12 protein-coding genes are annotated in these 16,624 nt (G+C 64.6%); 6 read left to right on the plus strand and 6 right to left on the minus strand.

The features are described 5' to 3' along the window. Positions 1–280: 280 nt before the first annotated feature. From C480_RS03290 to C480_RS03300, 3 genes are all read right to left on the minus strand, one after another. Complete coding sequence (locus tag C480_RS03290) at positions 281–1,972, minus strand: hypothetical protein (protein ID WP_006664201.1); 1,692 nt, start codon at positions 1,970–1,972, stop codon at positions 281–283. A 481-nt stretch (positions 1,973–2,453) separates the two neighbouring features. After that, positions 2,454–3,398, minus strand: a complete 945-nt coding sequence (locus C480_RS03295; protein ID WP_006664202.1) for a hypothetical protein — start codon at positions 3,396–3,398, stop codon at positions 2,454–2,456. Between the two features lie 446 nt (positions 3,399–3,844). Beyond that, complete coding sequence (locus tag C480_RS03300; protein ID WP_049903142.1) at positions 3,845–5,656, minus strand: hypothetical protein; 1,812 nt, start codon at positions 5,654–5,656, stop codon at positions 3,845–3,847. Between the two features lie 399 nt (positions 5,657–6,055). Between C480_RS03300 and C480_RS03305 the strand changes: the two genes are divergently transcribed. Beyond that, positions 6,056–7,453, plus strand: coding sequence for a hypothetical protein (locus tag C480_RS03305; RefSeq protein WP_006664204.1), 1,398 nt, complete (start codon positions 6,056–6,058; stop codon positions 7,451–7,453). 68 nt (positions 7,454–7,521) lie between these two features. Here the strand turns inward: C480_RS03305 and C480_RS03310 are convergent, their stop codons facing one another. Beyond that, positions 7,522–7,995, minus strand: coding sequence for a hypothetical protein (locus C480_RS03310; protein WP_006664205.1), 474 nt, complete (start codon positions 7,993–7,995; stop codon positions 7,522–7,524). A 105-nt stretch (positions 7,996–8,100) separates the two neighbouring features. Continuing rightward, positions 8,101–9,705 carry an alkaline phosphatase family protein gene (locus tag C480_RS03315; protein WP_006664206.1) on the minus strand — a complete coding sequence of 535 codons (1,605 nt, stop codon included), beginning with the start codon at positions 9,703–9,705 and terminating at the stop codon, positions 8,101–8,103. A 242-nt stretch (positions 9,706–9,947) separates the two neighbouring features. Here C480_RS03315 and C480_RS03320 point away from each other — a divergent pair, with 242 nt between their 5' ends. Genes C480_RS03320 through C480_RS03335 form a run of 4 tightly spaced genes read left to right on the plus strand, consistent with a single transcriptional unit; the run spans position 9,948 to position 14,250 of the window. After that, positions 9,948–10,898, plus strand: a complete 951-nt coding sequence (locus C480_RS03320; RefSeq protein WP_006664207.1) for a polysaccharide deacetylase family protein — start codon at positions 9,948–9,950, stop codon at positions 10,896–10,898. Positions 10,899–10,949: 51 nt separating this feature from the next. Further along, positions 10,950–12,053, plus strand: coding sequence for a Gfo/Idh/MocA family protein (locus tag C480_RS03325; protein WP_006664208.1), 1,104 nt, complete (start codon positions 10,950–10,952; stop codon positions 12,051–12,053). Beyond that, positions 12,050–13,147, plus strand: coding sequence for a hypothetical protein (locus tag C480_RS03330; protein ID WP_006664209.1), 1,098 nt, complete (start codon positions 12,050–12,052; stop codon positions 13,145–13,147). Before C480_RS03325 ends, C480_RS03330 begins: the two co-directional genes overlap by 4 nt. Then, the gene (locus tag C480_RS03335) at positions 13,147–14,250 is read left to right on the plus strand and encodes an NAD-dependent epimerase/dehydratase family protein (protein WP_006664210.1); all 1,104 of its coding nucleotides are present in this window, start codon (positions 13,147–13,149) and stop codon (positions 14,248–14,250) included. Before C480_RS03330 ends, C480_RS03335 begins: the two co-directional genes overlap by 1 nt. A 185-nt stretch (positions 14,251–14,435) precedes the next feature. Here the strand turns inward: C480_RS03335 and C480_RS03340 are convergent, their stop codons facing one another. Next, on the minus strand, positions 14,436–15,365 hold the full coding sequence (locus C480_RS03340) for a glycosyltransferase (RefSeq protein WP_006664211.1): 930 nt from the start codon (positions 15,363–15,365) through the stop codon (positions 14,436–14,438). A 151-nt stretch (positions 15,366–15,516) separates the two neighbouring features. Between C480_RS03340 and C480_RS03345 the strand changes: the two genes are divergently transcribed. Continuing rightward, complete coding sequence (locus C480_RS03345) at positions 15,517–16,614, plus strand: DUF354 domain-containing protein (RefSeq protein ID WP_006664212.1); 1,098 nt, start codon at positions 15,517–15,519, stop codon at positions 16,612–16,614. Positions 16,615–16,624 lie beyond the last annotated feature (10 nt).

Below are 16,624 nucleotides of genomic sequence, written 5' to 3' on the forward strand. Positions count from 1 at the left end.
GCCATCTGATTACTGATACCGAGTACCAGCCTCTGGCTTCCGGACAGTCAGAGAGTGGGACTACCGAACGCCGCGTGTGCTGTCACACAGCGCCGAGACGACACCACGGCCCGTTCACGACCGACGGTCTCGACGACCGGTTTTGGCTCGGAAGCTGATCTCTCAGTTGGACTGTCATCAGTCAGTTCCGACGAACCCGCAATCCGTCCCGGGTTGCGCCGGGAAATCGGTACCGTCTCGATCCCGGCCCGCAATCTCTCCTTCTCGACTCCCAGCGCAACTACTGATCCCGCGCGTTGTACTGCACGTCTACCGCTGCGTTCCCACACAGCGAGAAGTCTCCGAGTTCACCCGCGAACCAGTAGGCATCGAGTTCGGTATCGACGACGCCGCGAACGGTGCCGTCCGCAATCGTGTCGTCGGTGTCGATGGTCGCTTCGCCGGGGTCGGCTTTGACGATCGTCCCGTTGACCGTCACGGCGTACGACGTGGGGTCGTCGGTGCCGGAGCCGTCGATAACCAGCGCGTGTGGCAGCAGTTCAGTGTCGCCGTACGCTGCGGGATCGATCCGTTCTCCGTCGAGGAAGACGGCCGCCTCGCCATCGGTAAACGTCACGTCCGTCAGCGCCCCCGAGAATCGGAACTCCTGCGTCGAGTCCGTCACCGAACTCTGGACCGTCGAGCCGGAGATCGTCGTCGCCTCGTCGTCCGGATCTTCGTCGGCGTCGAGTTCGATCGTGCCGTCGACCGTGATCTCGTAGCTCGTCGGCGCGCCGCGGCCGTCGATTTCGAGCTCGTGTGGGAGCTCCTCGCCGTAGTCTGCGGGGTCGACTTCCTCGCCGTCGACGAGCACTCGTCCGGGGCCGTCGACGGTCAGCGACGAGAGTTCGCCCTCGAACCGGAACGCGTCCTTCCAGTCGGCGACGACGCCGCGAACGCTGCCGTCCCCGAGTTCGTCTTCGCTATCGATCGTCGCGCCGTCGGTAGTCGCCTGCTCGACCGATCCGTCGACCGCGAACTCGTAGCGGGTCACGTCCGCGCTGTCGCCCTCGACGAGCAGCAACTGCTCGCCCTCAGTGTCGTCTTCGTCCGTGGTAGCGTCCGTCTCACCGCTGGTCGTCGAATCGCTCGCGCCACCCGAGGCAGCCTCGACCGCCGAGGTCGGGGTTCCGTCGGGAACCGAGAGTTCGGGTGAACTCGAGACGTCCGTCCGCTCGAGGCCGTCGCCCTGGACGTTGCCCTCGATGGCTCCGCCGGACATCTGGGCGGTTCCGCTTCCGCGGAGGACCATCGCGTGCGGGTACGGTCCGTCGGCGAAGTGCGAGTTCTCGATCGAGACGGTGTCACCGGGCCAGACCCACACCGGGCGACCGTGCGCCTCGGTGTAGCCGCCCCAGCCGGGACCGTAGTCGGTGTCGTCGTTGTATGCGACTGAGTCGACGATCTCGTCGTCGCCGCCGCCGACACGGTACGTGCTGACGCCGTTGTTCTTGCCGTAGCAGCGGTCGAAGTGGGCCGACCCGCCGGAGGCGGTGTTGGAACAGTAAAAGCCGTTGTTCGGCCATCCCTGGACGTTACAGTGGCGGAAGGTCATGTTACAGGACGCGTCCTTGTGGTAGAACACTGCGCCGGGACCGTGGACGAAGCTCTCGCCTTCCTTGGTCGAGCCGTCGCCGAGGTAGACGTTTTCGATCAGCACGTCTCCGCTTGGAGCCGTGATCGAGATCATGAAACCGTCTCCGCGGTGGAGTCCCTCGAAGCCGACGTTGCGGATCGTCGAATTGCCACCCTCGACGAGCAGGACGACGCTATCGCCGGTCGTTAGGTCGATCAGTTTGTTCTCGAAGGTCTCTCCCTGACCGATCCGAATGACCTGACCCTGCGCGGCGATCGTTTCGTAGTCGGCCTCGTCGGCCGCGCCGACGGTGCCGGCAAACGCCGTCGCTGCAGTCGTTGCGCCGGCCAGTTTCATATACGATCGACGGCCGAGTAATCCAGTATTACCGCCTGTCACTGCCTTATCCCCGGATGAACCATCACCCGGTACCGAACGTTCGCGTGCCATGTACTACGAGTAATTTGGGACTACTACAAGAAACTTTCTCTTATCTAATCTCTAAAATTTACAGACGGTAGATATGGTCTGAGAATTCGTTCACGAAACTATCTATCTCATCTCCCGGAACTCGACCCATCACAGCGGTCCACTCCGGCGGTAATACAGTATTACCACTCGACACGGTGAACTCGTAGCGAATCGGTGATTCGATCTGTCACTTCCGAGCTGAGAACGTGACGAGTTCAGAACTCGTTCCGGTTACGGGACGCGATAAATGCTGGCCGTCGGGCACGGCTGGAACGGAATGGAAAACGCGACACAGCAAAAGGAGAGCAGACCCGTCAGCGGGGCTGTGGTGGAGGGCCGCCGTCAGGAGGACGAGGACGGCGAGCGATCAGTCGGAACTGCCGGAGGCCGCAGCCTCGGCGTCGGTCGGGACGCCGTCGGGGATAACTGCCTCGGGGTCGGTGCCGACGCTGTCACCGAGTTCGACCGTCGAGCCGGCGTTTTCGGCGATACCGGCTTCCTCGTCGTAGTCGCTATCGCTGACGACGACCTCCGTGGCGGAGCCGTTTGCACCGGCGTCGATAGCAGTGTTCTGTCCGTTCATCTCGATCTGGCAGTTGTCGACCTCGATCGTCCCGGGTGCCCAGGCCCAAATGCCGCGGCCCTGGTAGCCCTCGTCGTCGACGAGGACGCTCGAGTTCGTGATCTTGCTGCCTTCCGTCGCGACGCGGAAGTGAGAGACGTAGCAGTTTGCGGCGAAACAGCTGTCGATGTGGAGGGTACCGCCGCCGCCGGTCCCGGGCGCGGAGCCGTAGATGGCGTTGTCCGCGAAGTTCTGGATGTTGACGTTCTGGAAGTCGATGTGTCCGGCGTGGTCCGGATTGACCCAGAAGGCGGTCTGGCCGTGGCCGCTCGAGCTGCCGTTTCGCTCGTCGGTCCCGTCCCCGAGGTAGACGTTCTCGATCGAACTTTCGCCGCCGGAGTCGGAGATACCGAAGGTAGCGGAGCCGGTTCCGGAGGTATTTTTGCCGGTAAATCCGATGTTTCGGATCGTCCAGTCACTACCCTGCGCGGTAATGACGATATCCTGGCCGGTGGTCATGTCGATGAGTTTGTTCTCCCACGTGTCACCGGACTCGACCGTGATCGTCTGCCCTTCGGCGTCGATACGTTCGTAGTCCGATTGGCCCGCTGCCGTCCCGGCTGCACCGAGCGTCGTCGCTGCGGCCGCGACCGCCGCGACCGATTGGACGTAGTTGCGGCGTGTTAAGCCGGAATTACAGCCGTTGTTCGGAGTCGTCTCCGTTTCGGACGTACGGGAATGCTGCGCCATACAATTCCGTAACAACACCTTATGCCCATAAACCTTTCTTTGGATCCGAAGATTAAATTTATAGAGATTCTTTGTAACACTACGGTTTCGCTCACAATGTAGCCCGTCTCGTTCACGAAGATACGAACGATGAACGGTGAAAACGGTTCTCACAACAGGGGCTTTCCGAGTCAATACGTTCTTACTCGCGTTTTAAGGAGCTATACGGCCTGTTTTCCGTCTGCTGATCAGTGTGCTAACTCGTCACAGTTGGTCGGCAGATCCGTGCTGAAACAGTGGACAGTCCGTAATTACCCGCGCCGTCGCGGCGAGAGTTCAGCCAGTCCGTGGTACCGCTTTCCGACGCACTTGCAAGAGCGGTCGCGGATGCGCCGGAGCTGACTGACAGGAGTCCGTGTCAGTCGTGAGCCGAGACCGGTCGGAGAAATCGGTTCGAGACCGGTGCCCTAGACGGTGGCCCCGTCAGACGCGTTCGTCGACTCGACCGCGTACAGCTCGAACTCCTCGTTAGAGACCACCTTGTTCACGCCCGGTTGCTGCGAGACATCATTCAATGCGTCCTCGCTGTGGTGTAGTTCCTGATAGACCTCGATCTCCCTCGTCACGTCGTATTCCGTGACGGCGAAGTAGTAGTCGGATCCACGATACGCGCCCGTGTAGTTGCCCGCCTCGAACTCGTCGGGATCGACTTCGCCGCTCGCGGTGCCGGCGCTCGTCAGCGGTGCCTCACGTTCGAGGCCGTAGATACCGTGGTCGTACCGGTAGGGATCGTATCCGAGCCCGGCGTACGGCTGGTCATCGACGCCGTGGTCGAAACTCGTCTCGTAGCCGCTGTACTGCTGGTCGGTCACGTGCTGATTCGGACTGAAGATCAACGGTGATGCGTAGATGGTCCCCAGCCCGAGGACGAGACACGCGCCGAGGGCGACGGCGGCGACCGTGTTCGCTCCGGGCCTCGTGAAGTACCGTGAGAGCCCGCCGATACCCTGAGCGATCGCGACACCCGCGAGGATCGTCAGGACGACGTAGATGAACCCGACCTGTCGGAAGGCCATCGTCGGCGTCCCGACGAAGTAAAGCAGGAAAATGCCGCCGAGCGGGAAGAGCGCGATCGCGAAGTAGGTGACGAACGCCGAGGTCTCGCGGTCGACTTTCGTCCAGCCGAGCCACATGACTAGCACGAAGAGCGCGACGAGCAGTCCGATCACGGCCGCATTGAGGAACATCCGAACGAACAACTCGCCGAGGCTGCCACCGATCTCGGTAAGCGACGCCCCGCGTTGGTTGACCGTCTGTCCGCCGCTGATATCCGCTGACAACATCCCGGTGACCAGCCCGGACAGCGCGCTCTGGAACCGCTCGTTCGCCAACGCCCAGGCCGCAAAGATGACGCCGAGGACGATCGCGTGCGTGTAGGCCGTCGGGTGGTCGAGCATCGGATGATCGCTGTACCGCCAGCGCGCGAGGTACTGCACGCCCGCGACGGTCCCAACCAGGACGACGACATTGATCATCTGCTGCGGGTGCACGAGCAAGAGTGCGATCCCGGTGAGATATAGCAAGGCACTGAACGGCGAGAGTCCGAGCGGCAGCCGCTCGACCGTCGACCGGCGGTGAAGGTACGCGACGAAGGCGAACAACACGACCGGAACGAGAAACAGCGCGTTCGAGTTCGTGTGCACGCCCATGTGCGTCGCGATGTTGTTGATCGGTAGGACCATCCACGAGACGATCGCGGCGACGCCGACCGCGAGCCCGTTGCCGGAGATGTCGCGGACGACGAGCGGCACGAACACCAGGAACGGAACGAACAGGACGACGACAGTGAGCAACAGGGCCCGCTCGATGGGGACGCCGGCGACGAAGTGCAAGACGGATGCGAGCGAGTGCAATCCGGGATAGAACAGCTCGTGGGGCTGTAAGTTGCCGCTGACGATGTCCCGCGTCCACCCGAGGTGGGTCAGCGCGTCACCCATCCCGGCAAAGCGGTAGTTCCGAATCAGCGGCAGGCTCACGATCGACGTTACCGTCGTCGCACCGAGTGCGATCCCGATCGCTTGCTGGCGGCCGCGGCAGGCGAGCGCCGTGACGAGTGCGATCGAGAGTGCGATCCCGAATCCGACCCAGACGGCCGTCGGCGTTGCGGTAAACAGCGACGGTTCGTACGCCGTTGCTGGATTCGCCCTCGCGACGAGGAGTCCCGCAGCGAGAGCGAAAAAGCCGACCGCGTACGTCACGTTGAGCACTGATCGGTTCATCGTCTCAGACCTCCACGATGCAGCCAACTGATTGGACACATTGCTTGCTCGAAGCCTCGTCGAATGGGGCGTTTGTTATAGGGAACCTATCAGACAGGGTGTGAATGCAGGAAAAACGAACGGGTTTGACAGTCGTCGACACGGCGTTTCCTGGCGACTCTCCAGCCACCATCCGGAGTCATCGCGTAACCGGTACGGTCGTCGTACACGCTGAACTCGGGGGACTGCGCTGGAACCCGTTCGACAGCCACGGCCGTTGAAGGGCGACGTTGTATCGTGTACGGCGTCGTTGTCGAACAGCGGAGGGTCGGCTATGGATCGATTTCATCGTCCCCGACTGATCAACGGTTCTGATGGTTTTTGTAGCCCTCCGTAGTCCTCGGGACAACGAGTTCAGCTATGTCATCGATCACTCTCGACCGGCCGACCGTCTCCGGGTCGACGCTCGCGTGCGAGGTGCACCCGTCGTCCGATCTCCAGCGCTTTTTCACCGGGAAGCCGATCACCGTCAACTACGACCGTTCGATCGAATCCGTTCCGGACGGGATTCTCGTGATTCCGATCCTCGCACAGGTGTGTCCCGTCGCCTGGGCGAACGGTGCGGACGTGTACGTCGAGACGGTCGACGGGTCGTTCGCGCACGCGCTTGCGGCGGTTCAGGAGTCGCTGTGTCGAATGCACGACTTTCTCGAGGGTGGCGAGCTGTACGCCCGTCGAGTTCACGATGGCGATGACGCTGGCAATGGCGATGGCCAGCGCTCCGACGGTTCCGACGACGCTCCTGGAACCGGCACCGACGACGGCAGCACTCACAACAACGACGACGGCAGCGACAGCGCGCTTCTCTTCACCGGCGGCGTCGACTCGACCTGTTCGTACGTCCGCCACCGCGAGGAAGCGCCCACGCTCGTCAGCCTCCGCGGCTGGACGATCACGCCGGACCCGGCCGACGACGAGGACTGGGCGACGCTGCGAGAGCGCGTCTCGGCGTTCGCTGACGAGCGCGACCTCGACACGGCGTTCCTCGAGACGAACGCCCTGTCGGCGCTCGACCACGCAATGCTTCTCGCTCACTACAAACGCTACGTCGACGGCGGCTGGTACAGCTCGGTCGGCCACGGTCTCGGCCTGCTCGGCCTCTGCGCGCCGATGGCGTACACCCGCGACATCGATGACCTGTACGTCGCCGCGACCCACTGGGACGGCATCGACCTCGAATGGGGCTCGCGGCCCGACATCGACAATCACGTCCGCTGGACCGGCACGCAGTGTCACCACGACGCGTACGACCGCACCCGCCAGGAGCGCCTCGATCTGATCGCCGACTACGTCGAGCGCGAGGCCCCGGATCTCGAACTCCAGACCTGCAACACGCGACTGGACGGTAACTGCGGCCGGTGCGAAAAGTGCTATCGGACCGCCGTCGGCCTCCGCCTCTCGGGGCTCGACCCGCAGGCTCACGGCTACCCGTTCACCGACGCGGAGTACCGCGACCTCCGGCGCGATCTCGAGCGAGGGACGTGGGTGCTCGGACAAGACGAACGCTACATGTGGGAAGATATCCGCGAGCGCGTTCGCGAGACGGACCGCGAGCCCGAATCGGCCGCCGAACGCGAGTTCTTCGCATGGCTCGAGACGGCGAACCTGGATGAACTCGTCTCCGACTCTGGGCCGCCGCTGTCACATAGAGTGCTTCGCGCGGGCGCGAGAAACGCGCCGGCGAGCGTCTACAACGCGGCGTATCCGGTCTGGAAGACGATGAAGACCGGCCTTCACCGGGTTCGGCTGGGGCGATAAGAAGTGACGAGCCGAGCCGTGAACGGCGATTTTCCGCGAGGGTGGCGGAATTCGAGTCGGCGATCTGCTTAGCTGTCGGTGTCGGAATCGGCGTCCGCGTCTCGATCCGCATCTGTATCCGCATCCGTATCCGCGTCCGCATCGGACTCGTCCGCCCGTCCGGGCGTGATTTCGATCGGGTGAACCTCCTCGTCGGTCTCGCTTCGGTCCGCCGTTTTCCCGCCCCGGCTCCTCGACTCCCCGCCGACCGGGATCTTCGTCCGGAGCGACGAGGCGACCGACTGTACCTGATCGGCCAGTGTCTTGACCTCCGACTGGAACTCCTCGACGGAGCGTTCGACGTAGTGAACTCGTCGGAACGGGATTCGCCGGACGATATCGTTGCCCTCGTCGTCCTCGTCGGTCTTGATGATCCAGTGGTCCTGGAAGTAGGCGACGTGTTCGTTCGGGACGGTCTTTCGGACCGTTCCCTCGTCGGGTTCGTCGTAGACGATCGTTGCCTCACCGAGATCGCGTTCGAGTTCGAGGTCGTCGTCGACCATAGTGGGTGGTTGGTCGCGAGAACGGTAGCCGCTGTGCTTGCAAGCGTTGGACCGGTCACTATCGAGACGAGAGCGGAGCGGCCGAAGCGACGACCCGGCGGGCGATCACTCCATGTAGCCGAGGCCCTTCAGCCGGTCTTCGACCTCCGTAAAGTCCTCGTCAACGCCCTCTTCGTCCCCGTTTTCGGGTTGTGTAACGGGAGCGCGCTCCACTTTCGTCTGCGAGGGCGTCGCCGCCGAATCGAACGCGTCGAAGAGGACGCGCCCGTCGACGTTCTTCGGGACCGGTTCGCCGATACCGTGGAGCAGCGTCGGCGCAACGTCGACGACGCGGGCACCGCGAAGGGTTGCTCCGGGTTCGATCGACGGTCCCCGACAGAGGATAATTCCCTCGCTCCGGTGGCTGGCCGCGTACGTCCCGGTATCGCCGAACAGCTGGTCGGTGATCGCGTTCCGGCAGTCGTAGCCGTCGACGCCGTTGACGACGAGATCCGGCGAGCCATCGTCGGTCGGGAAGAGTTCGTCGCCGTCGGCGATGGTGAGCACGCGATCCCCCTGTTCGTCCGTGACGGACTCGAAGAGTTCGACGAGTTCCGTTTTGACGCGGTCGATCTCCGACGGCGGGACGATGCCGTGTTCGAAGCGGTCGGTGTCGTTGACGTAGCAGTTGCCGGCACCGTGAACGAACGCGGTCGTCTCCTCGTAGTTGACGTCGTAGAGGGCGTGATCACCGGGAATCTGTTCGGCGACCGAGTCGACGAGCGTCCGGGGGAGCGTCGAGACGAGCAGTTCTTCGGAGATGCCGACCCGCGCCAGCACGTCGGTGATCCGGTCGCGAGAGATGCCGAGACTCGCGAGCGCGCCCCGCGTGCCCTCGTCCTCGCGTCTGGCGAGATAGCCCTCTCGTTCCAGCACGTGGTTGATGTAGACCAGCTCGTCGATCGAGCCGAACCCGTGATCGGAGACGACGTAGAGATCGGCGTCGTGGCGATCGGTGAACTCGATCACGTCGCCGAGGATGGCGTCGAGTTTGCGGTAGTGATCGAGGAGCCGGTCCATGTCCCAGATGAGGTGCTGGAACCGGTCGGGGGCGGTGTAGACGAAGAAGAACAGCCGCCAATCAGCGCCCGCCCGATCAAATTGGATGTCCATGACCTCGCGGCGGTTGGCCAGCATCTCGTCGACGGCGACCTCGAAGTCGTCGAGTCGGTCGGCGTACTCGGGGTAGTCGAGACTGATCTCGTAGTCGGGCACCCGAGACTCGATCTCGGCCTGGAGGTCGGGCGGGTGGGTGAAGTCCTGGTCGGTCGAGGGCGTCATCATTCCGGTGACCATCGTGCCGTCCTCGTCGAGTTCACGCGCGGGATAGGTCATCGGGACGTTGCCGACGTGGGCGGGAGAGAGGAGATCCCAGAGGGTGGGTTGGGTCACGTCGTGGCTGGTGTACATCTCGTGGGTGTAGGTTCTAGAGAGGTTCTGGAAGCCGTAGATTCCGTGTTTGTCCGGCCAGACGCCGGTCGCGATCGATGGCCACGCGAGTGGCGTCGTCGGTGGACGCGTGCTCTCGAGGGTCCCGGACGCGCCCTCGTCTCGAAGTCGGGCGAAGTTGGGGAGCACCCCCTCGTCGCACCACTGTTCGATCAACCGCCACGGCACGCCGTCTAAGCCGAGGACGAACGCTCGTCCGGTCCGGTGAGTAGATCCGCTCATGATTGTCGAGAAACCTGCTGTCGTGGAGGTGTCGGCATGATCGCTTTGTTATAGACAACGTTCACGGACTGATCAGCCGAAACGACCGTTGTTCGGTCACGTTACTTCGTCCTCCCAGCAACGGCGTGATTGTTTGCTCCGCATACCGTTTGCGGTCGCGCGCCTGCACACCCAAAGGGACCAATAACAAAACCGGCAGATCAAATCCGCCACGAGTATGCTACGACCGCGTGGTGGGAACGATGGGTAGCGTCGTTTGTTCGCTCGATGCCGAACTCGGCTGGGGCTTTCACGATTTCGAAACACCGCCCGCCGACCGACTCGAAGCCGGCCGCCGCGGCTGGTCGACCATGCTCGACCTCTTCGACGAGTACAAGATTCCGGCCACCTGGGCCGTCGTCGGCCATCTCATGCTCGAAGACTGCGACCGCGTCCACGCGGACCACCCCGCCCCCGAGGACTGGTTCGAATACGAGCAAACCGACTGGAACGACCGTCCCGACCTCCGATTCGGCCCTGATCTCGTCGATGCCCTACTGACCGCCGACGTCGACCACGAGTTCGCCAGCCACTCGTTTTCGCACGTCCTCTTCGGCCGCCCGGAGACCGACCGCGACCTCGCCGTCGCTGAACTCGAACGGAGTCTCGAGATCGCGGATGCGTGGGGTCAGCCCGTCGACTCGTTCATCTATCCGCGCAACAATATCGGCCACCGGGACGTGCTCGCCGAGTTCGGAATCAGCGCGTACAGAGGGCGGTCGCCGACGCACGACGGCGTGCGCGGGCTCTTCGATTCGACGGTTCGGGATCAGACGATGCTGGTCGAGCCGTACAGAGACGAGTTCGGATTGGTGAACGTGCCGGCCTCGCTGTTTCTCTTCGGCTTCGAAGGGCCGGCGCGGACGGTTGCGGAGTCGATCTGGCAGGATCCGATGGTCGTCCAGGCCAGGCGAGGGATCGAGGAGGCCGTCGGTAGCGACGGCATCTTCCACATGTGGCTGCACCCGAACAACCTCACGCACCGTCGCGACGACCGGCGCATGCGGGCGATTCTCGAGTACCTCGATCGACGGCGGGCGGAGACCGATCTGACGGTCGAAACGATGGGCGACGTTGCGCGACGAGTGGCCGTCGCCCGCGGCGTCGACGGTGGGGCCATCGCCGTCGACGGTGGGCGGACGAGCGACGACTGACGCGTGTACGACGGCGATAACAAAGCCCACCCACGGCCCGTTCTTGCGTAGATGTGCTCTGCAATCCGCAGTCGATTATCCGGCTCGAGCGGCCTCGCGCTCGGCGTGCTCGGCGTCGGCAATATCGGCATGGTTCACCTGAAATCCGCTCTTTCGATGGCCGCGGTCGACGTTCGTGCCGCCGCCGACGCAATGCCCGAGAACCGCAACCGGGCCGAACGCGCCGGCGTCGCGCGCACGTACGACGACTATACGACCCTGCTCGACGCGGAAGAACTCGACGCGGCCGTCGTCGCGCTACCGCCGTTTCTCCACGCTGACGCGGTCGAACGAGCCGCCGAGAACGACATCGACGTGTTCGTCGAAAAACCGCTTGCGCGCTCAACTGAGGAAGCCGACCGCTTGCTCGAAACGGCCCGCAAGGCCGGCATCGCCGTCGGCGTCGACCACACGCTTCGCTACCAGCCGGACATGATCGGCGTCAAATCCGAATACGAGGACGGTACCGTCGGCCACGTTCCGTACGCCTCGATTACGCGGCTCAACGACGGCCCGCTCGGCCGTCCGCCCGTCGAACACGCGCCACCCTCGTGGCCGCTCGACGCCGACGCGGCCGGCGGCGGCTCGCTGCTCGAACTCGGCATCCACTGCTTCGACGTGCTCGAGTGGCTCTTCGGCGACCTCGAAGTCCGCGACGCCACGACCGGTACGACGCTCGACATCCCCGTCGAGGACGCGGCGACGGTCCTCCTGCGCGCACCCGAGACGGAGACGACGATCACGCTCCACTGCGGCTCCTATCAGTGGGAACAGCTTCCCGAAGTGAACACGCGTCTCCGACTCGAGGGCGTCACCGGGACGATCAGCAACCAGGACCACCTCCCCGGAAACTTCTACGCGAGCGCAGCCAAATCCGCGCTCTCGAACGTCGCGAGCAGAGTCACCGGCTCCGAGTCCGACGTCTTCGGCCCCACGTTCTACCTGCAGGCCCACTACGAGGCGCTTTCGGCGTTCTGTGACGCGATTCGCAACGGCGACCGGCCGCCGGTCGACGGCCAAGACGGCAAGCGGAGTCTCGAACTGGCCGAAACCGCCTACGAACTGGCCGCCGCGGGAGACGACACCGAACTCGAAACGATGGAGGTGACGCGATGACGGGCGCGCCGGTCGTCCGCGGAACGGTCATCGAGGCCGGCGAAAGGATCGACGATGACATCGATACCACCGACGGTACCGAACCACGCGACCTACGCAGCGGTCACAGCGGAAACGGCAATGACGCGCCCACTCGACGCTGGAACCCCGATATCGACGCACGGATGGCCGCCTACGAGCCGTCCGTCGAGGACGTTCTCTCGCCGACCCTCGACGAGCTTTCGACCGCCGACCCGGAGCGAATCACTCTCGTTCCCGACGCGCACTACCCGTTCCACCCCTCCACCGGCATGGTGACCGATCCCGCCCTCGTCGGCGCAACCCTCTCCCTCCTCGACGACCGGACGGACGCCGAACTCGCCGTCGCCGGCACGAGTTCAGCGGCCATCGCGTTCGAGCGCACGACTGACTACCTCGGCTATCCGTCGCTGGTGGCACGCACCGGCGCTGAACTCGTCGATTGTAGCGACGACGACCTCGAGCGGGAGCGATACGTCCTCACGAACGACGACCACGCTGTCGCGGTATCGGTTCCCGTGCGCCTCCGAGAAAGCGCCGTGATCACCGTTCCGACGCTTCGACCGACCGACGCCGGGGCGTTCGCTGGCGGACGGCGAACGCTCGCGCGGCTGGTCGACGCCGTCACCGACGCCGCGGCAACCGCCGTTGCAGCAACCCGCGCGATCGATCCCCGCGGCTCCCTCCTCGATGCGACGACGGCCTACGGCGAGTCCCCCTACGCGGCGAACACCCTGTTTGCCGGTCCGACGCCCGCCGTCGACACCCTCGGCGAATCGCTGCTCGGCCGGTCGAGCACCGCCGATCGGACGCGCGCAGCTGAACTCGAGGCGATGGGGACGGCGGACAGCGCCAGCGAGCTATCGACGGTTCGCGTCACACCGGTCGGACCCACAGCGGACGCCAGCGGCGTCGACTTCGAACAGCACCTCGCAACGCTCCGGAAGCGACTCGACGGCGCGTCGCTGCCGCCGTCGGACGCAACGCACCCCGCCGTCTCGGCCGCGTACCGCCTCTACGCTGCGGTCGGCGGGGACGCCGTCCCGCCACAGCTCGACGCGCGAGGTGGGCACTGATGGCGGAATCGAAGGCAGAGTCGGATGCTGACGGGTCTGCGGCCGGGACCAAACGAGAGAGGGAATCAGGCACCAGCACCGACACCGGTACTGGCACCACCACGACTGACACGACATCCAAAACCGACACTGCCACCCCCACCGCCGCCGTCACCGGCGCAACCGGCTTTCTCGGCACCGCGCTCTGCAACCGGCTCCTCGCCGACGGCTGGACCGTCCGCGGCCTCTGTCGCCCCACCTCCGATCGCAAACGGACCATCCGCGACGGCGTCGACTGGTACGTCGGCGACCTCTTCGATCGACCCACGCTCCGCGAACTCGTCGACGGCGCCGACGCCGTCTTCCACCTCGCTGGCGTCGGCCTCTGGAGCGCGTCCCCCGAAACGGTCGAACGCGTCAATCGCGAGGGAACCGGCACTCTCCTCGACGCCTGCCGCGACGCCGACACCGGCCGGCTGATCTTCACCAGCACCGCCGGCACCCGCCGCCCGGACCAGCCCGGTGAACTCGCGACCGAGACGGACCTCGTCGAACCGATCGGTGCCTACCAGCGCTCGAAGGCGACTGCAGAGCAGTTTGTCGACAGGTACGCCGCCGAGGGCGGCGACGCCGTAACCGTCCATCCGACATCGGTCTTCGGACCGGGCGACGACGAGTTCACCGCGCAGTTGCTCTCGATGGGGCTCGAGCCGACGATGCCGGCCTACCTGCCGGGCGGACTGAGCATCGTCGGCCGCGACGACGTGGTCGGCGGCCTGCTGGCGGCGTACGAACGCGGCGAGTCGGGCGAGCACTACATCCTCGGCGGCGAGAACCTCACCTACGAGCAGGCGATCGAGCGGATCGCGGACTCCGGGGACGGCTCACCGGCGCGCGTGCAGGTGCCGGCGGCGGCAATTCACGCGGCCGGGCCGGTCGCGGAAGTCGTGGGAACGGTCACGGAACAGCACGTGTTTCCGTTCGACCGAAAGATGGCGCGGCTCGCGACCGAACGGCTGTTCTACAGTTCGCGCAAGGCCAAAGATGAACTCGGATACGAGTATCAGCCGCTCGAGGCGCACTTGCCGGCGGCGATCGAGTGGTATCGAACGACGCGTCGGTGAGGCGGGAGGTGAGCGGGAGGCGAGCGGAGCGGTATCGGTGTGTAGCTGTCACCGTTCCGTCTGTTCCAGGGGCATGACTGCCCCGGTTTGACTCGAACGTGCCGCGGCACGAATGGTGAAGACGAGAGGCGTTCGTTACTCGACGCCGGTTGCACGCGCGCCACGCGATCGAACGGGACTCGAGTTCAGTAGCTCCCGTACGCGACCTGTTCGTACACGTCGAGCCAGCGCTCCGCCGTCCGATCGACGCTAATCTCCTGTGCGGCCTCCCTGCCGTTCGATCGATCGCCGCGTTCGAGGGTGTCTCGGAGGCCGTCGATCAACGCTTCGTCGCTCGTTGCGACACAGGACGGTGAGACGTCCTCGAGTCGCTCTCGAACGTCGCCGACATCGACCGCGACGACGGGCAGATTGCAGGCCATCGCCTCCTTTACCGAGTTCGGCGAGCCCTCGCTGTGCGAGGTCAAAAGCAGGGCGTCGGCGGCGTTCATGTAGTCGGGGATCTCGTCGTGGTCGGCGTCGTAAACCGTGTGCAATCGTACCGGGCGGTCGACCAGACCGTTGACCGCGTTGACGATCCGCCGTGCTCGCGGGTAGTTCTTCACCTCGCGCTCGGGCGTGTAGGGAAAGAGGACGTGGTGAGCGTCGTCGTCCCAGTCGACCGTCTCGCGGGCGCGACGTTGCGGGCTCGGCCGGAACTTCTCGAGATCGACGCCGTCGGGGATCACGGTGCAGTCCCGGTCCAGGTACGTCCGCATCTCTTCTGACATGACCACGAGTTCATCACACAGCGGCGCGCAGGCTCGGCTCACCGGTTCGACGGGGCCGTAAATATCGGAGCCCCACAGCGAGAGGATGACGGGTTTGCGAACCTGTGCGAGCGCCATCGGTGCCGTCAGGCCGTAGTGGGCATGGATCAGGTCGTAGCCGTTGCCGGCCTCGCGGAGTACCGAGGGGAAGAACTTGAGGTACTCGAGCGGGCTTCGCGACGTTTCGCCGTCGACCGTTCCCGACACCGATAGCGTCGAGAAGGTGACGCCGCGCCGTTCGAGTGCACGCATCTGCTCGGTCAAAAACGGCGCATCGGCGTTCGTCGTCAGCGTGAGCACGTGCATCTCGGTATCGGTGTCTCTCACCGGCGGCGTTTTGTTATCCAGAACCTTTTCTGAACGGTCAGACGGGAGTGAATATACCGATTATGGGTGTTTTACACGTGCTACTGTACGTGTACGATTACAAAGCAGCCGAAGCGTCTAGCTGTGGGCGATGCGAGTTCTCGTCTTTGCCAACACTCCCGCGCACGTGCATCTGTATCGGCACGCCGTCGATCACCTCGCGGAGGCGGGTCACGAGGTGCTCGTTCTGACCCGGGAGTACGCCTGTACGACCGACCTACTCGAGTTCTTCGGGCTGCCCTACCGGCGGTACGGGACCCACGAGACGCGCGCACCATCGAAACCGCAACTCGCTCGCGAGCTGGGCGAGCAGTTCGGCCGGATCGTCTGGGAGGCGAGGCGGTTCGATCCCGATGTCGTCTTCGGTCGTGGCCCGTACGCCGCGCTGGCGGGAACCGTCACCCGAACGCCCGTCGTCCTCGTGCTGGACGACGAACCGGGCGACTTCAATCACACCGTCTCCCGACCGTTCGCCGACTGCATCCTGTCGCCGGAAGTCACCCGTCGCGACCTCGGCGACGACCACTACACCTTCGACGGGTTCAAGGAGTGCGCGTATCTCCACCCCGACGTCTTCGAGGCGGATCGAGCGATTCACGAGTTCCTCGCGCTCGATCCGGACGAGTCGTACGCGCTCGTTCGCTTCAACGCGATGGACGCGCTCCACGATGCCAACATTGAGGGCTTCTCGCGGGACCAGCGACGCGATCTCCTCGAACGGCTGAGCGAGCACGCGACCGTCTTCGTCTCGGACGAGAGCGGAACGATGGACTTCGGCGACCTGCCGGCCAGACCCTACGACCTCCATCCGGCGTTGATCCACGACGCGATGGCGGGAGCCGACCTGCTCGTCGCCGATACGGGCACGATGGTCAACGAGGCCGGCTTGCTCGGGACGCCGGCGCTTCGCTACCAGGGAACCGACGACCACGAGTACGGCGAGTTCAGCGAACTCGAACGCGCGGGTCTGGCCGAGCAGTTCGACGACTACGCCGCACTCTGCGACCGGGCGGTCGAACTCGTGCGGACGGACGCCACCGACCGCTGGCAGCGCCGCCGGCAGGCGTACGTTGGTGATCTCGTGAACCTGACCGATCTACTCGTCGCGGTCGCCGAGGCCCGCGGGGATCTCGCTGCACTCGACTCACCGGCGCGCGCGGTGTTGCGCCCGCGATCGGCGGTACGGTGAGCGGGAGACG

Source organism: Natrialba aegyptia DSM 13077 (assembly GCF_000337535.1).
GTDB classification, from domain to species: Archaea; Halobacteriota; Halobacteria; order Halobacteriales; family Natrialbaceae; genus Natrialba; species Natrialba aegyptia.